This window comes from Amycolatopsis orientalis (assembly GCF_000943515.2).
In the GTDB taxonomy this organism is placed as follows: Bacteria; Actinomycetota; Actinomycetes; order Mycobacteriales; family Pseudonocardiaceae; genus Amycolatopsis; species Amycolatopsis orientalis.
Window position 1 is genome coordinate 1,852,892 of the sequence record NZ_CP016174.1, and the last position, 23,630, is coordinate 1,876,521.

A 23,630-nucleotide genomic window follows, 5' to 3' on the forward strand; every position below is an offset into this window, starting at 1 on the left:
CCAGGGGGTATGCAACGGACAATCACCCGCGTACTGCTCGTCGTCTTCGGCCTCATCGAACTGCCGGTCGGGCTGTGGCCACTGCTCAGTCCCAGCGGCTTCTACCAGGACTTCCCCGGCTTCCGCACCGGCTGGGTGGCGATGGACGGCCCCTTCAACGAACACCTGCTCCGCGACTTCGGCGGGCTCAACCTGGCGCTTTCCGCCATCCTGCTCGGCGCCGCCGTGATCGGGACGACCGCCGTGGCCAGGCTCGCGGCGCTCGCGACCTTCCTCTTCGGACTGCCGCATTTCCTCTACCACCTTGGCCACGTCTCGCACTTCGAGCCGGTGGACCAGGTGCTCATCATCGTGACGACCGCGCTGGGTGCGGTGCTGCCGCTGGTGGTGGCCCTGATCCCGGGCAGGCGGGCTACACCGGCGACACCGTGATGCCGATGGCGCCGGGGCCGAGGTGGGCGCCGAGGATCATGCTCGCGTCGACCAGGGTGCTGTCGACGATATGCGGCACCCGCGCGCGCAGCCGTCCGCCGATTTCGAGGTCGCGTTCGTCCGGGCCGAACCGGGTGATGGCGACCTCGACCTCCTGGTCGCCCGCGCATTCCACGGCGAGGTCGACGAGTTTGTTGAGTGCCCGCCGCTGACCCGGCACCCTGGTCAGCGGCGCGACTTCGCCGTTCTTCAGTGTCAGCAGCGGCTTGATCGAGAACGCGGAGCCGAGGAACGCCTGCGCCGCGCCGATCCGGCCGCCGCGCCGCAGGAACTCCAGGGTGTCGACGTACAGGATCTCCCGGCTGGCGCGGAACCGGCGCTCGGCCGCGTCGATGACCCGGGTGGCCTGACCGCCGGCGGCGGCGACCTTGGCCGCCGAGGTCGCCGCGAAGCCGAGGCTCATCCCGGTGGTCCCGCTGTCGAGGACGTGGACGGGCACGCTCACCTGCTGGGCGGCTTCGCGGGCGGCGTTCACCGTCTCCGACATCCGCCCCGAGATGTGGATGCTGACGATCGCCGAGGCACCCTTGCTCGCGGCGTCCTGGAACGCCCAGAAGAACGCGGCGACCTCGGGAGGCGCCGTCTTCACCGGCGTCCCGGCGCGCAGTTCGCGGATGATGTCTTCGCGGTCGCAGCGGTTCTCGTCTTCGAACTGGTCTCCGACCTGCAATTGGACCTGAACGATCCGGATCCCCCAGCGTTCGGCGACCGAAGTGGGAAGGCAGGCGGTCGAGTCCGTGATCACGGCGACAGGGCCGGGAATGGAACGCATGGTGCGGCAGATTAGCCCGTCGCCCCCGCCGGGAGTACCCCGGAATACGGCCGTTCGGGTTAGTCGGCCGGTTACACTCACTTCTGGGTGAACTACCTGGACGATGGTCCCATTAAAACGTGCATCCAGGTGAATGAGGTCACCTCGGCGGGCCGCGGCGGTGAAATGGCCCTAATCTACCGGCCAGTAGAGCTGTTGCCCCGTGGCCGACGCCGGCCACCAACGGGAGGTCGAAGTAGACCCATGACGAACATCGTTGTCCTGGTCAAGCAGGTACCGGACACCTACTCGGAGCGGAAGCTCTCCGGTGCCGACAACACTCTTGACCGCGAATCCGCCGACGCCGTGCTCGACGAGATCAACGAGAAGGCCGTCGAAGAAGCCCTGAAGATCAAGGAAGCCGGAGAGGGCGAGGTCACCGTCGTCTCGGTGGGTCCCGACCGCGCGACCGACGCGATCCGCAAGGCGCTGTCCATGGGTGCCGACAAGGCCATCCACGTCTCGGACGAGGCTCTCCACGGCTCCGACGCGATCGCCACCGCCAAGGTGCTGGCCGCCGCGATCTCCAAGGTCGAAGGCTTCGACCTGGTCATCACCGGTAACGAGGCCTCCGACGGCCGCGGTGGCGCCGTGCCGGCGATCATCGCCGAGCTGCTCGGCCTGCCGCAGCTGACCCACGTGAACGAGCTGACCGTCGACGGCACCTCGATCAAGGCCGACCGCTACACCGAGGACGGCGTCACGCACCTCGAGGCGAACCTCCCCGCGGTGGTGAGCGTCGGCGAGAAGATCAACGAGCCGCGCTACCCCTCCTTCAAGGGGATCATGGCCGCCAAGAAGAAGCCGGTCGAGACGCTGACCGTCGCGGACCTGGGCGTGGACGCGGGCGAGGTCGGCCTCGGCAACGCCTGGTCGTCGGTGCTCGAAGCCTCCCCGAAGCCGCCGCGCACCGCTGGTGAGCGCGTCGAGGACGAGGGTGACGGCGGCAGCAAGGTGGCCGCCTACCTGGTCGCGCAGAAGCTCATCTGAGACAGGTTTCGAGGAGGAATAGGGAAATGGCTGAAGTACTCGTCCTCGTCGACCACGTCGACGGTGAAGTCAAGAAGGTCACGCTCGAGCTGCTGACCGCCGCTCGTGAACTGGGTGAGCCGTCCGCGGTCGTCGTCGGCCCGACCGGCACCGCCGCCAAGGCGAAGGAAGCCCTCGCCGCGCACGGCGCCGCGAAGGTGTACGTCGCCGAGGGCGACAACGCCACCGGCTTCCTGGTCACCCCGAAGGTGGACGTCCTCACCGCGCTCGCGGAGCGGACCTCCCCGGCCGCCGTGCTCGTCGCGGCCAGCGCCGAGGGCAAGGAGGTGTCCGCCCGGGTCGCGGTCCGCCTCGGCTCCGGTCTGCTGTACGACGCCGTCGGCGTGAACGGCGACGGCAGCGTGGACCAGTCCATCTTCGGTGGCGCGTTCTCCGTGAAGTCCAAGTCCACCAAGGGTGTCCCGGTCATCTCGGTCCGCCCGGGCGCGGTCGAGGCGACCCCGGCCGAAGGTGCCGCCGCCGAGGAGACCGTCGAGGTCCCCGCGGGCGACCCGGCGAAGTCCGCCAAGATCACCGGAGTCGAGCCGATCGTCGGCGGCGACCGGCCGGAGCTGACCGAGGCCTCGGTCGTCGTCTCCGGTGGCCGCGGTGTCGGCTCGGCCGACAAGTTCGACGTCGTCGAGGCGCTCGCCGACTCGCTCGGTGCCGCCGTCGGTGCTTCCCGCGCGGCCGTCGACTCGGGCTACTACCCGGCGCAGTTCCAGGTCGGCCAGACCGGTAAGACGGTCTCGCCGCAGCTGTACATCGCGCTGGGCATCTCCGGTGCGATCCAGCACCGGGCGGGTATGCAGACCTCGAAGACCATCATCGCGGTCAACAAGGACGCCGAAGCGCCGATCTTCGAGATCGCCGACTTCGGTGTGGTGGGCGACCTGTTCAACGTCGCGCCGCAGCTGACCGAAGAGGTTCAGAAGCGCAAGGGCTGATCTTCCGCTCGAAGAGGGCCGTCCGGGATTCGTCCCGGACGGCCCTTTTCTGTTACCCGGAAGTGATCTTCCATCCTGAGAGAAGCCTGAGAACCCGCATTTAACTGAACGTGCACTAATCGGCCATCGGGCGCATTGTCGTTGGTACCAACCAAGGAGTAGACCTTGGTTATGACGACGTCACAGCTCCTCGTCAGTACTGACCAGGCAGGTGCCGCACTCCCGGCCGACGCGCCGCGGTACTCCCTTCTGGTGGCCAACGGAAACGAAGAAGTCGTTGCCGCGCAACGTCTCCGTCACCAGGTGTTCGCCGAGGAAATGGGGGCGAAGCTCAATTCGCTCGAACCCGGCCTCGACGTCGACTACTTCGACGAGTTCTGCGATCACCTGGTCGTGCGGGACGACGACACCGGCGAGATCGTGGGCACGTACCGGATGCTGCCGCCCGATCGGGCCGCACTGGCGGGAAAGCTGTACTCCGACAGTGAATTCGATCTGACGGCGCTGGATTCACTGCGGCCTTCGCTGGTCGAAACGGGCCGCTCCTGCGTGCATCCCGACCATCGCAGCGGTGCCGTGGTGAGCCTCGTCTGGGCGGGGATCGGGCGCTACATGCTGCTGGCCGGGCACCGGTACCTCGCGGGCTGCGCGTCCGTGCCGCTGACCGACGGCGGCGCCTACGCGGCGGGTGTCTGGGATGTCCTGCGCACCAAGCATTACGCGGACGAAGCGCACCGGGTGACGCCGCTGAACCCGTGGCGGTATGAGGACGTCGAGCGGCCGTCGCGGGCGATCCTCCCGCCGCTCATCAAGGGCTACACGCGCCTGGGCGCGAAAACCTACGGCCCGCCCGCGCTGGACGCCGATTTCGGCGTCGCGGACTTCTTCGTCGTGCTGGATCTGCACAACGTCGACGAGCGGTACCTCAAGTTCTTCCTGGGAGTGCAGGGATGAGCCACGCCTGGATGCCGAAGTCGCCCTGCGGCGACGGCTGCCTGAGCGAAGGGGCGCCGACGGTCCCGTTCCCGCGCCGCGTCCTGCGGTTCACCGCCGCGATCGGCGTCATCTTCGGCGCCTTCGTGAGCGCGCCGCTGGTGCTCGTCCTGCGCGGCATGCCCCGGGAACGGCTGGTGCGCCTGCTGTTCACGGGGATCCTTCGCTCGTTCGGGGTGAAGCTGCGCGTACTCGGTGACGAACGGTTCCGCGCGGTGCCCGGCCGTGGCGCGCTGGTGGTGAACAACCACATCTCGTGGCTCGACATCATCGCGATCAACGCGATCCAGCCGATGCGGGCGCTGGCGAAACGGGAGGTCGGCACCTGGCCGGTACTCGGCCTGCTGGTCCGCCGCGGCGGCAGCATCTTCCTCGACCGCGAGAACCTGCGGACCCTGCCCGCCACGATGGCCGAACTGGCCGACGCGATGCGCGGCGGATCACTCGTCAGCGTGACGCCGGAGGGCACCACCTGGTGCGGTCTGGGCTCGGGCCGGTTCCGCCCGGCGACGTTCCAGGCCGCGATCGACGGCGGTGTCCCGGTGCGGCCGCTGGCTTTGCGCTTCCGGCTCGCCGACGGGCGGGAAACGACGCAGCCGGCGTTCATCGGACCGGAGTCGCTGATCGCCTCGCTGCGGCGGGTCGCGGCCCTGCGTGGTCTGGTGCTGGAGGTGCACGTGTGCCCGGAGATCGCGCCGGGCCGCGCCGCCGACCGGCGGGAACTGGCCGCGCTGGCGGAATCCGCGGTACAGGCGGCGCTCGGGCGGGTGCAGATCCCGGCGCAGCGGCGGCGTCGCGTCGCTTCCGCTCCGGCTCCGGTCGTGAAAGTGCCCTCTCAGTAACCAGCGCGCGCTAGGAAAGGTCCTTTCCTCGCAAATTTTGCGAGGAAAGGACCTTTCATGGCGCGTGGGGGTTGACAAAGCTCAGCGTCACCCCACGGTCAGCGTGATCTTCCCGCCCGCGTGCCCCGTCTCGCTCTCCCGGTGCGCCGCGGCGGCGTCGTCGAGCGCGTAACCGCGCCCCAGCTTGATCTTCAGCTCACGGGAGACGAGGTCTTCGAGCACCGCGGCGCTTTCCTCCCCGCCCGCCGAGAACTTCAGCCCCTGGGCGAACGCCGCCGGGTCGGCGATGGTGATCAGCCGGTCGGGCGATCCGAGCAGCGCGACGGAGTCACCCAAGACACCGAAGCCCGCCGCGTCGAACACCGCGTCGACGCCGTCCGGCGCGGCCGAGTGAACCCTCGAAACCCAGCCTTCGCCGTACTGGACCGGGATCGCCCCGAGCGCCTTCACCTCATCCAGTGACGAGGCGCCCGCCAGCCCGATGACCGTGGCTCCCAGCGCGACAGCGGCCTGGGTCGCGAACCGGCCGACCTGGCCGCTCGCCCCGTGGACCACGACCGTCTCGCCCGGCTTGACCTCGAGTTCGCCCAGCACCCGCAACGCCGTCTCCCCGGCGATGGGCAGCGCGGTGGCTTCGGCGAACGAGAGCCCGGCGGGTTTGCGGATGACCTTGGTCGCCAGCGCGTACTCCGCGTACGTCCCGGTGTCGGACCAGCCGAAGACCTCGTCGCCGACGGCGAATCCGGCGCCCTCGCCCACCGCGTCCACCACGCCGGCCAGTTCCAGGCCGAGGATGTGCGGGAACTCGACCGGGCGGACCTCCGCCATGCCACCGGACCGGATCTTCCAGTCGATGGGGTTGACGCCCGCCGCCTTGACCGCGACCCGCACCTGACCCGGGCCGGGCTCCGGCACCGGGACCTCGGCGGACCGCAGGACGTCCGTGTCGCCGTACTCGGTGATGGTGATCGCTCGCATGTTCACTCCTTGTCGGATTTCTTCGCTGACGATCAGTCAACCGGTGTGCGCGTCCCGCCCGAACCGCTCGGACGAGCAGTGTTCACTAGCCGGGAGAGCAGCGGCCCCGCGCCGGGACGCGCCTACTGTGGAGTCATGGATCCGCTGTCCGTGCTGGGCCAGGTCGAGTACATGCTCGCCGCCCCGCGCCCCGAACTGCTGCCGCGCTTCTCCGAGACCGCCGCGGCCGTCCTGCCGCATCGCGCCGCCGCGATGGAGACCGGTGACTGCTCCCGCCTGCCGGTCAAGGTCCACGGTGATCCGGAGATCACCGGCTTGGTCACGAGTGCCGAGCTGCGCGGGCTGGCCGCGTTCGGTGTCCCCGGCCAGGCGGTCGTGGCCGACGGGACGCTCGGCGGCAAGCGGCGGAAACTCGTCGTCCTGACCTCGGCCCCGGTGATCGGCAAGGGCGCGATGATCGCGCTCGTCCCGGACGGGGACGACATCGAGGGCGGCGCGCTCGAATTCGTCGCCAAGCTGTGGGACATCGTCAGTGTGAACGCCGCCCAGCGCGCCACCGACCCCGAGCCCGCCGTCCTGGAGAGCAACATCGCGGCGGCGACCGCGCGGGCCAGAGCGATCACCGATCTGGGGCAGACCCACGCGACCACCTTGGCGTCCCTGCTTTCGGTGCTGCGGTCCCGGCGGCTCGACGACGCCGTCGCCCGGCGCACCGCGACCGATCTCGCCGCCGCCGCGCTCGTCGAACTGCGCTCGACCGCCGACCGGGATCAGGAACTCTCGGCGGAACCGGCGTCCTCGGCGTTCGACACCCTCGCCGCGCAGCTGGATCCCTTGGTGCGCCACAACGACGTGACCGTCGACCTCGCCGGGCCCGGCGACGAGCGGCCGCTGCCGCAGGACATCGCGCATACCGCGCGCACGGTCACCCGCGGCCTCGTGCTCACCGCGCTGGAACGCGAAAGCACGCGCGTGCGGGCGTCCTGGCGGCTCGACGGCCAGACCCTCCGGATCACCGTGCGCGACGACGGCCAGGACGTCGCCGACGCCGTGCCCGCCACCGGTCTCACCGAACGGATCACCCCGCTCGGCGGCCGCTGGGAGATCGACGCCGTACCCGGCTGGGGCGCCACGATCACCGCCGTCCTGCCGCTGGGTGTCCAGGAAACGCCGGACCTGCGCCCGCTGGACCGGCTGAACCCGCGTGAACTCGAAGTCCTCGCCGGGATCGCGCGCGGGAAACGGAACCGGCAGATCGCCGAAGAGCTGATGCTGACCGAGCACACGGTGAAATTCCACGTGCGGAAGATCCTCGGGAAGCTCGAAGTCACGTCGCGGGGCGAAGCCGCGATCCTGGCGCGGGAGCTGCGCCTGGAGTCCGTCGGCGCTTGACCTCCACCGGACTGGAGGTAGCAGGATCGTGGCATGACGATCACTGGGGGCAAGGCGAAGCCGAAGGGTGTGCTCTGGACACCGGAGCACCGGGTGACCACGATCGGGCTGCTGCTCATGGTCACGCTCATCGCGTTCGAAAGCATGGGCGTCGCCACCGCGATGCCGACGATGGTGGCCGACCTCGACGGCCTCGCGCTGTACGCGTGGCCCTTCACCACGTTCCTGGTCGCCAGCGTGGTCGCGACCGTCCTTTCCGGACGGATCGGCGACCGCAGGGGCCCGGCGCCCGCGCTGCTCGCCGGTACCGCGCTGTTCGCCGCCGGGCTGCTGGTCGCGGGACTCGCGCACGACATGCCGTCGCTCCTGCTCGGCCGCGGGCTGCAGGGGTTCGGCTCCGGTCTCCTGCTGGTCTCGGTGTCCCTGCTGATCGCGCTCACCTTCAGCGACCGCGAACGTCCGGTGATCTACGCCGCCAACGCCGCCGCGTGGGTGCTGCCCGCGGTGATCGGGCCTTCGATCGCCGGAGTGGTGACGGTGAGCCTCGGCTGGCGCTGGGTCTTCCTCGGGCTGATCCCGCTGACCGGGATCGGGCTCGCCCTGCTGGTCCTCGTCACCCGGAAACTGCCGAGGCACGTGCCGGGTACGTCCGCGAACCGCGCCGGGGTGGTGCCCGCGGTGGTCGCGGCCCTCGGGGTCGCCGCGCTCACCTGGGCGGCGCAGCATCCGTCGCTCCCGGCGCTGGCCTACGGCTCCGCGGGGCTGATCGCCCTGGCGTACGCGCTCCGCAAACTCCTGCCCGCCGGCACGCTGACGTCGCGGCCGGGGTTGCCGACGGTGATCGCCTCCCGCGCGCTGATCGCGGGCGCGTACGCGGGGATGGAGGCCTATCTGCCGCTCACGATGAGCGAGGTTCACGGCTACAGCCCCGCGCTGGCCGGCCTGCCGCTGACGGTGACCGCGCTGGGCTGGTCGGCGGGGTCGCTGCTGCAGGGCCGACACCTCGACTGGTCTCGCGAAGCGTCACTACGGACCGGGTTCGCGCTGGTGGCGGCCGGTCTGGCGATTTTCGCCTTCGTTCCGCTGCCCTCGTTCCCCGGCTGGATGGCCTTCGTGGCGTCGGCGGTCGGCGGCGCCGGGATGGGCATCGCGATGCCCGCCATCTCGGTCCTGCTCCTGCGTTACTCACCCGAGGCCGAACGCGGGTTCAACACCTCGGCGCTGCAGCTCGGGGACTGGGTCGGCTCGGCGCTGACCATCGGTTTGGGCGGTGTCCTGCTCGCCTCGATCGCCTCGGCGAAGGAGCCTTCGGTGGCGATCTTGGTGCTCTCGCTGCTGTTGACCGGGCTCGCGCTGCTGGGTGTGCGGCTGACCGGCCGATGGCCGTCGGGGATGACCGTCGCTGATCGCGGAGCTGATCTTGCGAACCCGCTCCGGCCGCAGGCCCCGTGATCGCGGGGGCAGGGCACCCGGCCCGCGTTCAGGTCGGTGAATTCGTTGACGAGCGCCCTGTCGACGCGATCACGGACGCGGGTTCCTATGAGCGCCGCCACCGCCAGGTGAGGGTGGGCTTGGTCACGGCCCGGAGCGGTCTACCCTGGTGGGTGCGATGACCTATCTCGACCACGCGGCGACCACCCCGATGTTGCCCGAAGCCGTAGCGGCCATGTCCGAGGCGCTGTCCACTGTGGGCAACGCCTCGGCACTGCATTCCTCGGGACGCCGGGCCCGCCGCCGGGTCGAAGAGGCCCGCGAGGTGATCGCGGAGGCGCTGGGCGCCCGGCCGTCCGAGGTGATCTTCACCGGCGGCGGCACGGAGAGCGACAACCTCGCGGTCAAGGGCATTTTCTGGGCCCGGAACGGCGAAGACCAGCGGCGGCGCCGGGTGCTGTGCAGCGCCGTCGAGCACCACGCCGTCCTCGATTCCGTCGAATGGCTGGAGCAGCACGCGGGTGCCGAGGTGGTCTGGGTCGAGGTCGACCGGACGGGCCGGGTGACGCCGGAAGCGCTGCGCGAAGCCATCGGCGACAGCCCGAAGACGGTCGCGCTGGCCACCGTGATGTGGGCGAACAACGAGGTCGGCACGGTCAACCCGATCGGCGAGCTGGCCGCCGTCTGCGCCGAGCACGAGATCCCGCTGCACACCGACGCCGTCCAGGCCGTCGGCGCGGTACCGGTCGATTTCGCCGGGAGCGGGGCCGCCGCGCTGACCCTGACCGCGCACAAACTGGGCGGCCCGTACGGCGTCGGCGCGCTGCTGCTCGGCCGCGACACCGCGTGCGTGCCGGTCCTGCACGGCGGTGGCCAGGAACGCAGCGTGCGTTCGGGCACCCTCGACGTCCCCGCGGTGATCGCCTTCGCGACGGCGGTGAAGGCCACGGTCGAAGGCCGTGAGGAGTACGCCAAACGCGTCGCCGAACTGCGGGACGACCTGATCGAGGCCGTCCGGCGCGAGGTGCCGGACGCGGTGCTCAACGGCGGCGAGGGCGAGCGCCTGCCGGGGCACGCCCACTTCACCTTCCCCGGGTGCGCCGGTGACAGCCTGTTAATGCTCTTGGACGCCAAGGGCATCGAATGTTCCACTGGATCGGCGTGCACGGCGGGGGTCGCGCAGCCGAGCCACGTGCTGCTGGCCATGGGTGCCGATCCGGCGGCCGCGCGCGGTTCGCTGCGGTTCTCCTTCGGGCACACGTCGACGCCGGAAGACGTCGAAGCGGTTTCGAGGGAGATCGCGGGCGTCGTCGACAGGGCGAGGCAGGCGGGACTCGCCGGAATGCGCAAGCAGACGCAGAAGCAAGAGGTGTGAGGAAGATGCGCGTACTGGCCGCGATGAGCGGGGGAGTGGACTCGGCGGTGGCCGCCGCGCGCGCCGTGGACGCCGGGCACGAGGTCGTCGGGGTGCACCTGGCGCTGTCGGCGAAGCCCGGCACGCTGCGCACCGGATCCCGTGGCTGCTGCACGATCGAGGACTCGGGTGACGCGCGGCGCGCCGCGGACATCCTCGGCATCCCCTTCTACATCTGGGACTTCGCCGAGCGTTTCACCGAAGAGGTCATCGAAACCTTCGTCGGCGAGTACGCCGCCGGCCGGACGCCGAACCCGTGCGTCACCTGCAACGAGAAGATCAAGTTCGAGGCGTTGCTGGACAAGGCCATGGCACTCGGGTTCGACGCCGTCGCCACCGGGCACTACGCCCGGCTGTCCCTTGTGGACGGTGTCCCCGAGCTGCGGCGCAGCGTCGACTCCGGCAAGGACCAGTCCTACGTCCTGGCTTCGCTCACCCCGGAACAGCTGCGGCATTCGCTGTTCCCGCTGGGCGATTCGTGGAAGACCGACGTCCGCGCCGAGGCCGAAAGCCGCGGCCTCTCGGTGGCGAACAAGCCGGACAGCCACGACATCTGCTTCATCCCCGACGGGGACACCAAGAGCTTCCTGGAGAAGCGGCTCGGCCAGCGTCCCGGGCAGCTCGTCGACGCCGAGACCGGCGCGGTGCTCGGTGAGCACACCGGCGTGCACGGGTTCACCGTCGGCCAGCGCAAGGGCCTCGGCATCGAGGCGCCGGCGCCGGACGGGCGGCCGCGTTACGTGCTTTCGCTGGAGCCGGTTTCGGGCACCGTGAAGGTCGGTTCCGCGCGGGACCTCGGCGTGAACGTGATCGAGGCGGACCGCCCGATCTGGCCGAGCGAGCGCCCGCTGGACGGGCCCACCGAATGCGTCGTCCAGGTGCGCGCGCACGGCGGGATCGTCGAGGCCGTCGCCGAGGTTTCGGGTGACTCGGTCACCGTGCAGCTCCGTGAGCCGCTGCGCGGGGTCGCACCCGGTCAGGTCGTCGTGCTGTACCGCCCCGACGCGGCCGAAGGCGACCTCGTCCTGGGCAGCGCGAAGATCTCGGGCACCCGTTAGAGCTTGAGCTTGAAGCCGGTGTGGCTCGCCACGAAACCGAGGCGCTCGTAGAACCGGTGCGCGTCCTCGCGGGTGACGTCCGACGTCAGCTGCACGAGCGCGCAGCCCCGCCGCCGGGATTCGTCGATCGCCCACGTCATCAGCTCACCGCCGAGCCCGGAGCCGCGATGGCTCGCCCGGACCCGGACCGCCTCGATCTGCCCGCGCAGCGCGCCCTTCCTCGCCAGGCCGGGAATGATCGACAGCTGAAGCGTGCCGACGGCCTCCCCGTCGTCGTCGGCGACGATCAGCAGCTCCCCGGGATCGGCGTCGATCTCCTCGAAGGCCTTGAGATACGGCGTGAGGTCGTCGGTCGAATCGCGGGTCGCGCCGATCTGGTCGTCGGCGAGCATCTCCACGATCGCCGCGACATCCTCCCGGCGCGCTGGACGGATGATCATGCGGCGTAGTGTCGCACGCCCTCGGTCTCGGTCGCGGTGAGTTTCCCTTGCGCCACCAGCAGATCCAGATGCGAACCGGTCTCGAGGACGGCGAGCATCTGGTTGAACGGGTCCATTTCGCCGAGCTTGCGCAGCCTGCGCGTCCAGCCAAGCCGCAGCGCGACCTCGTACGCCGTCGTGACGTCCGCGGTGATCTCGGCACCCATGACCTCGAGCCGGTCGCGGTGGTGTTCCAGCAGTTCGTCCACCCGGGCGTGGACGCTGTCGGTCACCCGGCCGTGCGCGGGGAGCATGCGCCGGTCCGGCATCTCGCGGACCAGGCGCAGGGAGTCGAGGTAGTCGCTCAGCGGCAGGGCGACCGGCACCGGCTGGAACCCGATGGACGGCGTGATGTGCGGCAGCACGTGGTCGCCGGAGAACACCAGTCCCGCCTCGTCGTCGACGAAGACGACGTGCCCGGCCGTGTGGCCCGGGGTGGGCACGATGTCGAACTCGCGGCCGGGCACGATCGTGCGCTTGCCGGGGGAGAGCCATTCGTCGGGCTGTTCCCACAGATGCGCCTCGGTGTGCCGGACGCCGCCGAAGGCCTTGGCGAGCTCCTCGACCACGGGGCCCGCGCCACACCGTTCGAGCAGGCCGACCTGCGCCTCCATCGGGAAGCGGTCCGGATCGCCCGAGCGCACCAGGGAAGCCTCCTCCAGCTTCCCGAGCCCGACCTTGCCGCCGAACTCGCGGCGCAGCTCCACGGCCAGCGTGTAGTGATCGCGATGGACGTGGGTGATCAGGAATTCGTCGATGTCACCGAGGTCGGCGCCGAGCGCCTTCAACCCGCGCGAAAGCCGCTCGCGGGCCGACTCCAGCGCCCAGCCGGAGTCGACGAGGACCAGGCGGGTGCCGTCGGTGACGACGTAGACGTTGACCGCGCGCAACGCGTCGTGCGGCAGGGGCAGCGGGATCCGGTGAACCCCCGGCGAAACCGTGTAGACGCCTGGCTCGGCCCAGTCCCGTTCGCCGTCTTCGGGCAACGGCTCCATGGTGACCTCCGTCCCGGACGCACTCCAGCGTGCCGCCCAGTTCTTCCACCTTGAGCCGCCGGAAGCCGAGTGTCCACTTGTGCGGGGTGAGACCCGTGTCACTCGCCCCTGATGCGTTTAGTCCTCTGGATGCGGTCCTTGCGCGGGCAACTACCGCATCCAGAGGACTAAACGCATGGGCCTCGACAAACGCGGGGCGTCAGCGATCGTCCTGCTTCAGCGCCGTGTCGATGGTCAGCGCCGAAGCGACCACCATCGAGGCGAGCGGATCCCGCAGCGGCCGGTGGATCTCGACGACGTAGTTGTCGGCCGTGGTGAACGCGGCCTTCACGAAACCGCCCCAGGTCTTCGTGATCCGCGCGATCTCGACGTCGGCGTGGTCCTTGATCGCGAAGTTCCACGCCCGCCAGTTCTCCGCGAAGATCCCGCCGACCTTCTGGCCGTCGACCACGAAACCCAGCCGGATCTTCCCGAAGACGTTCTCCTGCACGATCTCCCCGATCGGCGAGTCGTCGGCCTTCGTCACCAGGAACCGGGACTTGAACACCTTCGCCGGCCGCGTCACCTTCAGCACCGTGCTGTGGTTCGCGTCGCGGATCTCGAAGCGATGCGTCAGGAACTGGTCGTAGTTCGTCAGCAGCCGGATGGCCTTCTTCAGCGTGCTCTGCCCGACCTGGACGACGCCGCCGAGCCGGTTGCCGTTCTGGTCGAAGACCCCGAACTCGGCTGCCATCTCGATGAGTTTCGCGCGCTGGTTGACCACCAGCACCGGTTCCGAGAACAGGGTCCCGCCCCCGGTGACCCCGCCACCCCGGCCCTGGGTGCCCTTCGCGACCTGCGCCCGGACCTTGTCCGGGGCATGCGCGCCTTCGATGTCCAGCTCGATCATCTCGGCGTCGTGGGACGGTCGCGTGTCGGCCGTCCAGGCCTGCCCGTCCCACCACCGGTAGACCCGGGGGTTCTGCTGGTCGGGATACCAGCCGGCGGGCTGGGGAGAGCTCGTCATGGCAGGTCAGCGTAATGCGCCTGGCGCCCCCGCGGGCCCGCCGACGGCAATTGCGTCGAATGTCCGTGTCTCGGCGTGCCCCGCCTCCCCGCCGGACGCCGACCAAGGGGAGAATCCGGGTGTGAACGAACGACCTTGGCCTCTGGGCGCGGCGACCGCGATCGGTTCCCTGCCGGGAACCGATCCGGTCGAAGCGGCGTCCATCGTTTTCGGTGAACTGCCCGAATTCCCGTGTCTGCCCGAGCTTCCCGCGCGCGGCGTCGGCGCCGACGTGATCGGCCGGACGGCGGCGCTGCTGGTCGATCTCGCCGTCGAGGTGGTGCCGAGCGGCTACCGGGTCGCGGCCCGCCCCGGGCACGACCACCGCCGTGCCGTCGACCTGATGAACTGGGATCTCGACGCCGTCCAGGAGGCCAGGGAGAAGGCGGGTGCCGCGCCGCCGGTCTTCAAGATCCAGGTCGCCGGGCCCTGGACGCTCGCCGCGAACGTCGAACTCCCGCGCGGGCACCGGATCCTGACCGACAAGGGCGCGCTGCGCGACTTCACCGCGTCGTTGCTGGACGGGCTGGCCGAACATGTCGCGGAACTGAAGTCGCGCGTCGGCGCGCCGGTGGTCGTGCAGTTCGACGAACCGTCGCTGGCGGCGGTCCTCGGCGGCGATCTGCCGACGGCGTCCGGATACGGCACCGTCCCCGCCGTCCCGGCGCCCGAGGCCCGCGAGCTGCTCTCGACGGTGGTCGCCGGGGCGGAGCGCGTCACCGGGCAGCCGGTCGCGGTGCACTGCTGCGCCGAAAAGCCGCCGATCTCGTTGCTGCGCGCGGCGGGCGCCCACGCGATCGCGTTCGACTTCTCCCTCTTGAAGGGCGCTTCGCCCGCCCAGCTCGATGAAATCGGCGAGGCGCTGGACGCCGGGACGACGCTGATGCTTGGCCTCGTCCCCACGGCCGAGCCCGGTGTTCCGGTGGTCCTGCGCGACCTGGTCGCGCCCGTGTTCAAGCTTTTCGACCGGCTCGGGTTCTCCCGCGAGCTCCTCGCGGAACGCGTCGTGCCGACCCCGGCCTGCGGTCTGGCCGGTGCCACCCCCGAGTGGATGCGCCGCGCGCTGACGCTCAGCCGGGAGGCGGGCAAGGCTTTCGTCGAACCCCCTGAAGGCTGGTGACCGGCGCGGTAGCGTGCCCTCCATGCGTTTGTTCCGCCGCTCCCGCAAGTCCGAGGACGTTCCCGACCCCCGCACCGCCTGGCCGGAGCAGCCGATTCCCGAGGACGCGGCCGCCGCGGCGGTGAGGTTCTGGGAGGCGTGGTCCGAACTCCTGCCGGAGGTCAGCGCCGCACTCGGCGACCGCGAGCCGCACCGGGTGGAACACGACCTCTGCACCATCGTCGAGGCGCTGCATCCGAGGCTGCACTTCTCCCTCGATCGTGGGCATCGCGCGATCTATTCGCTGGTGCTCACCGGTCAGGAGGATCCGGAACTGCGCCCGTACACCGACGCGTGGAAGGCCGCCGCGCCGCCGGAGGACGCGATCTGGGAGTACCACGACTCGGTACCGCCGGTCCCCGATCCGAGTGAGGTCACCGTCAATCTCGGCGAGACCCGGATCGCGCTCGCCGACGTCCGGGTGACCGCGAAGGTGGACGATTCAGCCGGACGAGTGGACGTCACGGTGTTCCATCCGCTGATCGAGGAACTGCGGCCGGAGACCCGGACGACCATGACCTTCCTGCCGCTGGACGCCACGCTGGGTGAGCGCGTCGCGGCCGAACGGCTGGGCCGGGTCGAGCTGGTGACCGAGGCGCAGGAGGGGCAGCTGACGTTGCTGGAACTGCGCGAACTGGTCGGCCGACTCGGCGGCGGGACGTCCGGAAATGTCGGTGCCGACGACTAGGCTCAGTACCGTGAGCAGCGAACTTACCCCCTCGGATCTCGAAAACCCCGAGCCCGCGCAGGACGTCACCGACGTCCCCGCCGAGGTTCGTGAACGTCATGCCGCGCTGGCGGAGGAGATCCGCGGGCACCAGTTCCGGTACTACGTGCTGGATTCACCGATCGTGTCCGATGGCCAGTTCGACGCGCTGCTCAGCGAACTCCAGGCCATCGAGGACGAGCATCCGGGACTGGTGACGCCGGAGTCGCCGACGCAGAACGTCGGCGGCACGTTCTCCACCGAGTTCGTCGCGCACGACCATCTTGAGCGCATGCTCAGCCTGGACAACGTCTTCGACACGGGGGAGTTCGAGACCTGGGTCGAGCGGGTCCAGAAGGAGATCGGCACGACGAAGTACCTCGCCGAGCTGAAGATCGACGGGCTCGCCATCAACCTGCTGTACGAGAACGGCCGCCTGACCCGCGCGCTGACCCGGGGCGACGGCCGTACCGGTGAGGACGTCACGCTCAACGTCCGCACCCTGGAGCAGGTGCCCGAGCGGCTGACGGGTACCGACGAGTTCCCGGTGCCCGCGCTGGTCGAGGTCCGCGGCGAGGTGTACTTCCGGGTCGAGGACTTCCTGGCGCTCAACGCGAAGATGGTCGAGGCGGGCAAGGATCCGTACGCGAACCCGCGCAACACCGCCGCCGGATCGTTGCGGCAGAAGGATCCGAAGATCACGAAGTCCCGGAACCTGCGGCTGATCTGCCACGGGCTCGGCAAACGTGACGGGTTCGAGCCGAAGCGCCAGTCCGAGGCCTACGACGCGCTCGCCGCTTGGGGACTGCCCGTCTCTCCGCACAGCAAGGTGCTCGGTTCGGGCAAGGAACTGCTGGAGCACATCGAATACTGGGGCGAGCACCGCCACGACGCCGAGCACGAGATCGACGGCGTCGTCATCAAGGTCGACGAGGTCGCCCTGCAGCGCCGTCTCGGGACGACCTCGCGCGCGCCGCGCTGGGCGATCGCCTACAAGTACCCGCCGGAAGAGGCGATCACCACCCTGCTGGACATCCAGGTCAACGTCGGCCGCACCGGGCGGGTCACCCCGTTCGCGGTGATGGAGCCGGTGAAGGTGGCCGGGTCGACGGTGTCCATGGCGACGCTGCACAACCAGGAAGAGGTCAAGCGCAAGGGCGTGCTGATCGGGGACAAGGTCGTGATCCGCAAGGCGGGCGACGTCATCCCCGAGGTGCTCGGCCCGGTGGCCGACGCGCGCACCGGTGAAGAGCGCGAGTTCATCATGCCGTTGCGCTGCCCCAACTGCGACACCGAACTGGCGTACCAGAAGGAGGGCGACATCGACATCCGTTGCCCGAATTCGCGGTCCTGTCCCGCCCAGTTGCGGGAGCGGCTGTTCCACCTGGCCGGCCGGGGCGCGTTCGACATCGAGGTACTCGGCTACGAGGCCGCCGTCGCGCTGTTGGACGCCGGTGTCGTGCACGACGAAGGCGACATCTTCGACCTGGACGAGGAAAAGCTGCTCCAGGTGGACCTGTTCCGCACCAAGGCGGGCGAGCTGTCGGCCAACGGGCGCAAACTGCTGGACAACCTGGAAACGGTGAAGGACCGTCCACTGTGGAAGGTCATCGTCGCGCTGTCGATCCGGCATGTCGGCCCGACGGCGGCGCAGGCGCTCGCCCGCGAATTCGGCTCACTGGAACGGATCGAGAACTCCTCGGAGGAGGAACTCTCCAGCGTCGACGGTGTCGGCCCGACCATCGCGCGCGCCGCGGCGGAATGGTTCGCCGTCGACTGGCACCGCGAGATCGTCGAGAAGTGGCGCGCGGCGGGCGTGCGGATGGAGGAGGAGCGCGACGAGTCCATCCCGCGCAACCTCGAAGGCCTGTCGATCGTCGTCACCGGTTCGCTGAACGACTACTCCCGTGACGAGGCCAAGGAGTTCATCATGGCCCGCGGCGGCAAGGCGGCCGGTTCGGTGTCGAAGAAGACGGCGTTCGTCGTCGTCGGCGACGCGCCGGGGACGAAGTACGACAAGGCCGTCCAGCTGAAGGTGCCGGTGCTCGACGAGAACGGCTTCCGGGTGCTGCTGGAGAGCGGCCCCGAGGCCGCCGCCGAACTCGCGCTGCCGACCGACGAGGAGGACAGCGGTGAGTGACCTGGAGATCCGGCCCGCGCGCGCCGGCGAACTGGAGGCGGTCGGGGAACTCACCCTGGCCGCGTACGCCGCGGACCGGGTACTCGTCGAGGGCGTCGGCTACGCGGCCGAACTCCTCGACGCCGCCCGGCGCGCCGAGCTGGCCGAACTGCTCGTCGCGGTGGACGGCGACGGCACCCTGGTCGGCACGGTCACCATCGCGCGGCCGGGGACAGCGTTCGCCGAGCTGTCCCGCGAAGGCGAACTGGAGTTCCGCATGCTCGGCGTGCTGCCGTCGGCCACCGGACGCGGTATCGGCGAAGCGCTGACCAGGGCGGTCATCGAGCGGGCGCGGGAGCTGGGCGTGGACCGGGTGGTGCTGTGCAGCATGGTCACGATGGAGCGGGCGCACCGGCTCTACGAGCGGCTCGGTTTCACGCGGCTGCCCGAACGGGACTGGGAGCCGCATCCCGGCGTCACGTTGGTCGCCTACGGCCTGGAACTCGGCGTATGAGCCGGACCAACATCGATATCGACGAGGAGTTGGTCGCCGCCGGTGATCACCGCCGCCGACATCCTGGCGCTGGAAGGGATCGGCCACGAAGCGGATCTGGACGAGGTACGCGATGCCTCGTGAACAACGCTGCCTGATCGACAGCTCGGTGTGGATCGATTCCTTCGCAAGTGGGGCGACGCGCGCGCGGGATCTGGTCGTCGAGCTTGCCGCGCAGCCGAAGATGATCGTCACCTCTGAGCCCATCGTGATGGAACTGCTCGCGGGAGCGAACGCCGAGGCGATCTTCGACTCGTGAGCCGCCCTGCCGATGCGCTATGAAAGGTCCTTTCCTGGCAAAATTTGCAAGGAAAGGACCTTTCATAGCGCGCGTGAGGGTCCAGGTAGTTCGCGCTGCCAACTACCGCATTCAGAGGACGAAACGCGAGCCTCAGCTGTCCAGCACCACGGCGACGATCCCCGCGAAGTGCGCCAACCGCGCCACCTCGGCCGCGCGGAAGTTCGGCCCGCCCGGCCGCGCGACCAGGAGCGCCTTCCCCGGCTTCCCCAGCGGCGTGGCCGCGAGTTCGGTCCCCAGTTCCTTCCACGTCTCCGGGATCCACGCCTCCTCCGCGTCGAGGATGGTGGCGCGTTCCAGCGGAAGCCACGGCAGATCGGTGATCGGCGTCTCGGGCGCGGCGTTGGACGACGCCAGCCGGACAGCGCCGGATTCGGCGTGTTCGACGACGACGGCCCAGCCCGCCCGGATGATCCGAGGCACACCTTCGGCGAGGATCTCCAGCCCCGAAGCGGGCTTCGCGGCGATCTCCTCGACCAGTTCGAGTTCACGGTGGGTGTCCAGCACCCCGGCGTACGGGCGGACGGCGTCGACCTCCACGCCGTCGACGCTTTCGGCGGCGGTGATCAGCGCGTCCGGCAGCCTGCCGGAGGGGATTTCGACGACGAGGTCGTCGACGGCGATGCCACCGCCGCGTTCGACCACGTCCACGCTCAGGATGTCGGCGCCGACGGTGCCGAGCGCGGTGGCGACCGCGCCGAGGGTCCCCGGGGTGTCCGGTAACTGGACCCGGATCAGGAACGACACACGCGCCCCTCTCGCCTCAGGCGTTCCAGCCTCGCCGTGGAACGCGCTACGCCGGGCGCCGATTGTGACAGACCGGACGGCGTCGTGGGACCCGACGTCCGTGACACGGGATAACGAACCAGCCACTCCTTACCCGAAGCGCCCTGCCCGAGCCGGAGTGCCGGCCGCGGGCATAACCCAGTCGAGTCCGCCGACGCCGCCACCATAGACTTGCAGCTTCCGACAGAACCCGCACAGCACACCCCGGGAGTCACCCGCGTGCCCAACATTTCCCGCGACGAGGTCGCACACCTCGCCAAGCTGGCCAGGCTTGCCGTCACCGAAGAAGAGCTGGACGTTTTCGCAGGCCAGCTCGACCAGATCCTGGACTCGGTGGCCAAGGTGAGCGAGGTCGCAGGCGAGGACGTCCCGCCCACGTCGCACGCCGTGCCGCTGACCAACGTCTTCCGTGAAGACGTCGTCCGACAGGGGCTGACCCAGCAGCAGGCGCTGGCCGGTGCGCCGGCCGCCGAAGAGGGTCGTTTCCGGGTGCCGCGGATTCTGGGAGAAGAGCAGTGACCGAACTCATCAAGCTGACCGCCGCCGAGCTGGCGGACAAGATCCAGGCCCGTGAGGTCTCGGCGGTCGAGGTCGCCCAGGCGCATCTGGACAGGATCGCCGAGGTCGACGAGCACATCAACGCGTTCCTGCACGTGGACACCGAGGGCGCGCTCGCCGCGGCCCGCGCGGTGGACGCCGACGTCGCCGAGGGCAACGCGCCGAAGTCGCCGCTCGCCGGGGTGCCGCTGGCGCTCAAGGACGTGCTGACCACCAAGGGCATCCCCACCACCGCGGGTTCCAAGACGCTGGAGAACTGGATCCCGCCGTACGACGCCACCGTGACGCGCAAGCTGCGCGAAGCCGGGGTCGTGGTGCTCGGCAAGACCAACATGGACGAGTTCGCGATGGGCTCCTCCACGGAGAACTCCGCGTTCGGCCCGACGCACAACCCGTGGGATCACGCCCGCATCCCCGGCGGATCCGGGGGTGGCTCCTCGGCGTCCATCGCGGCCTTCGAAGCCGCGATCGCGATCGGTACCGACACCGGTGGCTCGATCCGCCAGCCGGGCGCCGTCACCGGCACCGTCGGCGTGAAGCCCACCTACGGCGGTGTCTCCCGCTACGGCCTCATCGCCTTCTCGTCGTCGCTGGACCAGGCCGGTCCCTGCGCGCGGACGGTGCTCGACGCCGCCCTGCTGCACGAGGTCATCGCCGGGCACGACCCGATGGACTCGACCTCGATCGACGCGCCGGTCCCGCCGGTGGTCGCCGCGGCCCGCCAGGGCCTGACCGGTGACCTCAAGGGCGTCCGCGTCGGCGTGGTGAAGGAATTCGCCGGTGACGGCTACCAGCCCGGCGTGCTGCGGTCCTTCGAAGCCGCGGTCGAGCAGCTGCGCTCGCTCGGTGCCGAGGTCGTCGAGGTCTCGTGCCCGAACTTCACCTACGCGTTGCCCGCGTACTACCTGATCGCGCCGAGCGAGTGCTCGTCGAACCTCGCCCGGTTCGACGCAATGCGCTACGGCCTGCGCGTCTCCGACGACGGCGCGCACAGCGCCGAAGAGGTCATGTCGCTGACGCGGGAGAAGGGTTTCGGCCCCGAGGTCAAGCGCCGCATCATGCTCGGCACGTACGCGCTGTCCTCCGGGTACTACGACGCCTACTACGGCTCGGCGCAGAAGGTCCGCACGCTCATCACGCGCGATTTCGAGGCCGCGTACGAAAAGGTGGACGTGCTGGTCTCGCCGACCACCCCGACCACGGCGTTCAAGATCGGCGAGCGCGTCGACGACCCGATGGCGATGTACCTGGCGGATCTGTGCACCATCCCGTCGAACCTCGCGGGCAACGCCGCGATGAGTGTCCCGAGTGGACTGTCGCATGAGGACGGCCTGCCGGTCGGCCTGCAGATCATGGCCCCGGCGATGGCCGACGACAGGCTGTACCGCGTCGGCGCCGCCTACGAGGTCGCGCGCGACGCCGCCAACGGTGGCTCGCTGGTGCACGAGGTTCCGGAGCTGGGAGGAAAGAAGTGACCGCCGTGGTTGAGTTGATGGACTACGCCGACGTCATCGAGCGGTTCGACCCGGTGCTGGGCCTCGAGGTGCACGTCGAGCTGAACACGAACACCAAGATGTTCTGCGGCTGTGCCAACGAATTCGGCGGTGAGCCCAACACCAAGGTGTGCCCGACCTGCCTCGGCATGCCCGGCTCGCTGCCGGTCGTGAACGGCAAGGCCGTCGAGGGCGCCATCCGCATCGGCCTCGCGCTCAACTGCGAGATCGCCGAGTGGTGCCGGTTCGCCCGGAAGAACTACTTCTATCCGGACATGCCGAAGAACTTCCAGACCTCGCAGTACGACGAGCCGATCGCCTTCAACGGCTACCTCGACGTGACGCTGGACGACGGCGAGGTCGTACGCGTGGAGATCGAGCGCGCGCACATGGAGGAGGACACCGGCAAGTCGCTGCACGTCGGCGGCGCCACCGGGCGGATCCACGGCGCCGAGCACTCGCTGCTCGACTACAACCGCGCCGGCGTGCCGCTGATCGAGATCGTCACCAAGACGATCGAGCACACCGGCGGGCGCGCCCCCGAGGTCGCCAGGGCGTACGTGAGCGCGCTGCGGGATCTGCTGAGCGCGCTGGACGTCTCCGACGTCCGCATGGACCAGGGTTCCCTGCGCTGCGACGCGAACGTGTCGCTGATGGCCAAGGACGCGACCGAGTTCGGCACGCGCACCGAGACCAAGAACGTCAACTCGCTGCGCAGCGTCGAACGCGCCGTGCGGTACGAGATGACGCGCCAGGCGGCGATCCTCGCCGAGGGCGGCTCGATCAAGCAGGAGACGCGGCACTTCCAGGAGGCCGACGGCACCACGTCGCCCGGCCGCACCAAGGAGACCGCCGAGGACTACCGGTACTTCCCGGAGCCCGATCTGGTGCCGATCGCGCCGTCGCGCGAATGGGTCGAGGAACTGCGCAAGACCCTGCCGGAGATGCCGTCGGAGCGCCGCAAGCGCATCCAGCGTGAGTGGAACCTGACCGACGAGGCGCTGCGCGACCTGCTCAACGTCGGCGCGGTCGATCTGGTCGCCGCGACCGTCGAAGCGGGCGCGACGCCGGACGAGGCCCGCAGCTGGTGGGTGAACACGCTGGCGCAGGAGGCCAACTCCCGCGAGGTCGAACTGGCCGAGCTGGCGATCACCCCGGCGCAGCTGGCCGAGGTCATCGGGCTGGTGAAATCGGGCGAGCTGACCAACAAGCTGGCCAAGGAGGTCGTGCAGGGCGTCCTCGCCGGCGAGGGTTCGCCGTCCGAGGTCGTCGAGAAGCGCGGCCTGAAGGTCGTTTCCGACGACTCCGCGCTCATCGCGGCGGTCGACGAGGCGCTGGCCGCGCAGCCGGACATCGCCGAGAAGATCCGCGGTGGCAAGGTGGCCGCGGCCGGGGCGATCGTCGGCGCGGTCATGAAGGCCACCAAGGGCCAGGCCGACGCGAAGCGAGTCCGCGAGTTGATCGTCGAGCGAGTCGGTGCCTGAGCTCGCACTCAAGAAGGTCACCTGGCGTGAGTGGCTCGGCCTCGCGGCCGGGCTGCTCGCGCTGGTGGCCCTGTTCCTGCCGTGGACGACGCTGACCGCGTCGCGCCCGGAGATCGAGGACGCGCTGACGTCGTTGCCCGCCAACGATGTCACGCGAGACGCGTGGCACGCGGGATTCCTCGCCTGGGCGCCGCTCTTCCTGGTGTTCCTGCCCGGTCTCGCCGTCGTGCTGTTCGGCCGTGTCGACGCGGTCCGGCGGGCGGGTCTGCCGCATCTCTGGCTGATGGCGGCCATCGGCGCGCTGCTGCTGATGGTGCTCGGCTGGGTCACCCTCGACTGGCAGTTCGACGCCGACCAGCGGGGCATCCTCTCCGCGGCGGGGATCGAGATCGGTACCGGCCTCGGCCGCTACCTCGGTCTGCTCGCCGCCGTCGGTTCGGCCGTCGTCGCCTTCTTCGACGTCCGGCTCGTGCGCGCCGAAACCCGCACCCGCCGCTGACCACCCTTCCGCGTTTAGTCCTCTGGATGCGTAAGGGTTCGTCGCACCTTGATACGTGACCTTTTGGTC

At 69.8% G+C, this 23,630-nt stretch carries 24 protein-coding genes; 18 read left to right on the forward strand and 6 right to left on the reverse strand.

Annotated features, from left to right (window positions below; translation table 11 throughout):
- Positions 1-9: 9 nt before the first annotated feature.
- The gene (locus SD37_RS08955) at positions 10-432 is read left to right on the forward strand and encodes a hypothetical protein (protein WP_044852655.1); all 423 of its coding nucleotides are present in this window, start codon (positions 10-12) and stop codon (positions 430-432) included.
- Here SD37_RS08955 and SD37_RS08960 read toward each other — a convergent pair.
- Positions 413-1,264, reverse strand: a complete 852-nt coding sequence (locus SD37_RS08960; RefSeq protein WP_083254903.1) for a DegV family protein — start codon at positions 1,262-1,264, stop codon at positions 413-415. The genes SD37_RS08955 and SD37_RS08960 overlap by 20 nt on opposite strands.
- Positions 1,265-1,507: 243 nt before the next feature.
- Here SD37_RS08960 and SD37_RS08965 point away from each other — a divergent pair, with 243 nt between their 5' ends.
- The 4 genes from SD37_RS08965 (at position 1,508) to SD37_RS08980 (ending at position 5,114) form a co-directional block, all read left to right on the forward strand.
- Positions 1,508-2,293 carry an electron transfer flavoprotein subunit beta/FixA family protein gene (locus tag SD37_RS08965; protein ID WP_016336566.1) on the forward strand — a complete coding sequence of 262 codons (786 nt, stop codon included), beginning with the start codon at positions 1,508-1,510 and terminating at the stop codon, positions 2,291-2,293.
- Positions 2,294-2,319: 26 nt separating this feature from the next.
- Positions 2,320-3,279 carry an electron transfer flavoprotein subunit alpha/FixB family protein gene (locus tag SD37_RS08970; RefSeq protein ID WP_044852656.1) on the forward strand — a complete coding sequence of 320 codons (960 nt, stop codon included), beginning with the start codon at positions 2,320-2,322 and terminating at the stop codon, positions 3,277-3,279.
- A gap of 171 nt (positions 3,280-3,450) precedes the next feature.
- The gene (locus tag SD37_RS08975; protein ID WP_044852657.1) at positions 3,451-4,233 is read left to right on the forward strand and encodes a GNAT family N-acetyltransferase; all 783 of its coding nucleotides are present in this window, start codon (positions 3,451-3,453) and stop codon (positions 4,231-4,233) included.
- A complete protein-coding gene (locus SD37_RS08980) occupies positions 4,230-5,114 on the forward strand; it encodes a lysophospholipid acyltransferase family protein (protein ID WP_044852658.1) in 885 nt (294 codons plus the stop codon). The genes SD37_RS08975 and SD37_RS08980 overlap by 4 nt, the downstream gene beginning before the upstream one ends.
- 87 nt (positions 5,115-5,201) lie before the next feature.
- On the opposite strand, the gene SD37_RS08985 is transcribed toward SD37_RS08980, so the two are convergent.
- The gene (locus SD37_RS08985; RefSeq protein WP_044852659.1) at positions 5,202-6,092 is read right to left on the reverse strand and encodes an NADP-dependent oxidoreductase; all 891 of its coding nucleotides are present in this window, start codon (positions 6,090-6,092) and stop codon (positions 5,202-5,204) included.
- 135 nt (positions 6,093-6,227) lie between these two features.
- Between SD37_RS08985 and SD37_RS08990 the strand changes: the two genes are divergently transcribed.
- The 4 genes from SD37_RS08990 to mnmA all read left to right on the forward strand — a co-directional run bounded on the left by SD37_RS08990 (position 6,228) and on the right by mnmA (position 11,387).
- Positions 6,228-7,484, forward strand: coding sequence for a helix-turn-helix transcriptional regulator (locus SD37_RS08990; RefSeq protein WP_044852660.1), 1,257 nt, complete (start codon positions 6,228-6,230; stop codon positions 7,482-7,484).
- 33 nt (positions 7,485-7,517) lie between these two features.
- Entirely contained in the window at positions 7,518-8,936 is a 1,419-nt protein-coding gene (locus SD37_RS08995) for an MFS transporter (RefSeq protein ID WP_044852661.1), read from the forward strand.
- A 157-nt stretch (positions 8,937-9,093) separates the two neighbouring features.
- The gene (locus SD37_RS09000; protein WP_044852662.1) at positions 9,094-10,290 is read left to right on the forward strand and encodes a cysteine desulfurase family protein; all 1,197 of its coding nucleotides are present in this window, start codon (positions 9,094-9,096) and stop codon (positions 10,288-10,290) included.
- A 5-nt stretch (positions 10,291-10,295) separates the two neighbouring features.
- On the forward strand, positions 10,296-11,387 hold the full coding sequence (gene mnmA, locus SD37_RS09005; protein ID WP_044852835.1) for a tRNA 2-thiouridine(34) synthase MnmA: 1,092 nt from the start codon (positions 10,296-10,298) through the stop codon (positions 11,385-11,387).
- Here the strand turns inward: mnmA and SD37_RS09010 are convergent.
- From SD37_RS09010 to SD37_RS09020, 3 genes are all read right to left on the reverse strand, one after another.
- A complete protein-coding gene (locus tag SD37_RS09010; RefSeq protein ID WP_044852663.1) occupies positions 11,384-11,827 on the reverse strand; it encodes a GNAT family N-acetyltransferase in 444 nt (147 codons plus the stop codon). The genes mnmA and SD37_RS09010 overlap by 4 nt on opposite strands.
- Positions 11,824-12,861: an MBL fold metallo-hydrolase gene (locus tag SD37_RS09015; protein ID WP_044852664.1), complete on the reverse strand. Its 1,038-nt coding sequence runs from the start codon at positions 12,859-12,861 to the stop codon at positions 11,824-11,826. Before SD37_RS09015 ends, SD37_RS09010 begins: the two co-directional genes overlap by 4 nt.
- 199 nt (positions 12,862-13,060) lie before the next feature.
- Positions 13,061-13,867: an LURP-one-related family protein gene (locus SD37_RS09020; protein ID WP_044852665.1), complete on the reverse strand. Its 807-nt coding sequence runs from the start codon at positions 13,865-13,867 to the stop codon at positions 13,061-13,063.
- 121 nt (positions 13,868-13,988) lie between these two features.
- Between SD37_RS09020 and SD37_RS09025 the strand changes: the two genes are divergently transcribed.
- The 5 genes from SD37_RS09025 to SD37_RS09045 all read left to right on the forward strand — a co-directional run bounded on the left by SD37_RS09025 (position 13,989) and on the right by SD37_RS09045 (position 18,702).
- Positions 13,989-15,026, forward strand: coding sequence for a methionine synthase (locus SD37_RS09025; protein ID WP_044852666.1), 1,038 nt, complete (start codon positions 13,989-13,991; stop codon positions 15,024-15,026).
- A 22-nt stretch (positions 15,027-15,048) separates the two neighbouring features.
- Positions 15,049-15,753: a hypothetical protein gene (locus tag SD37_RS09030; protein WP_044852667.1), complete on the forward strand. Its 705-nt coding sequence runs from the start codon at positions 15,049-15,051 to the stop codon at positions 15,751-15,753.
- The gene (gene ligA, locus SD37_RS09035) at positions 15,734-17,911 is read left to right on the forward strand and encodes an NAD-dependent DNA ligase LigA (RefSeq protein WP_418189806.1); all 2,178 of its coding nucleotides are present in this window, start codon (positions 15,734-15,736) and stop codon (positions 17,909-17,911) included. Before SD37_RS09030 ends, ligA begins: the two co-directional genes overlap by 20 nt.
- Positions 17,904-18,404 carry a GNAT family N-acetyltransferase gene (locus SD37_RS09040; protein ID WP_044852669.1) on the forward strand — a complete coding sequence of 167 codons (501 nt, stop codon included), beginning with the start codon at positions 17,904-17,906 and terminating at the stop codon, positions 18,402-18,404. Before ligA ends, SD37_RS09040 begins: the two co-directional genes overlap by 8 nt.
- A 112-nt stretch (positions 18,405-18,516) precedes the next feature.
- Positions 18,517-18,702 carry a PIN domain-containing protein gene (locus tag SD37_RS09045; RefSeq protein WP_044852670.1) on the forward strand — a complete coding sequence of 62 codons (186 nt, stop codon included), beginning with the start codon at positions 18,517-18,519 and terminating at the stop codon, positions 18,700-18,702.
- Between the two features lie 132 nt (positions 18,703-18,834).
- On the opposite strand, the gene SD37_RS09050 is transcribed toward SD37_RS09045, so the two are convergent.
- Positions 18,835-19,488, reverse strand: coding sequence for an ACT domain-containing protein (locus SD37_RS09050; protein ID WP_037304773.1), 654 nt, complete (start codon positions 19,486-19,488; stop codon positions 18,835-18,837).
- Between the two features lie 258 nt (positions 19,489-19,746).
- Between SD37_RS09050 and gatC the strand changes: the two genes are divergently transcribed.
- From gatC to SD37_RS09070, 4 genes are read left to right on the forward strand one after another with little or no spacing between them, the layout of a single operon-like run.
- Complete coding sequence (gatC, locus tag SD37_RS09055; RefSeq protein ID WP_044852671.1) at positions 19,747-20,046, forward strand: Asp-tRNA(Asn)/Glu-tRNA(Gln) amidotransferase subunit GatC; 300 nt, start codon at positions 19,747-19,749, stop codon at positions 20,044-20,046.
- Complete coding sequence (gene gatA / locus SD37_RS09060) at positions 20,043-21,560, forward strand: Asp-tRNA(Asn)/Glu-tRNA(Gln) amidotransferase subunit GatA (protein WP_044852672.1); 1,518 nt, start codon at positions 20,043-20,045, stop codon at positions 21,558-21,560. Before gatC ends, gatA begins: the two co-directional genes overlap by 4 nt.
- Positions 21,557-23,062: an Asp-tRNA(Asn)/Glu-tRNA(Gln) amidotransferase subunit GatB gene (gatB, locus tag SD37_RS09065; protein ID WP_044852673.1), complete on the forward strand. Its 1,506-nt coding sequence runs from the start codon at positions 21,557-21,559 to the stop codon at positions 23,060-23,062. The genes gatA and gatB overlap by 4 nt, the downstream gene beginning before the upstream one ends.
- Entirely contained in the window at positions 23,055-23,561 is a 507-nt protein-coding gene (locus SD37_RS09070; protein ID WP_044852674.1) for a hypothetical protein, read from the forward strand. Before gatB ends, SD37_RS09070 begins: the two co-directional genes overlap by 8 nt.
- The last annotated feature ends 69 nt before the right edge of the window (positions 23,562-23,630 follow it).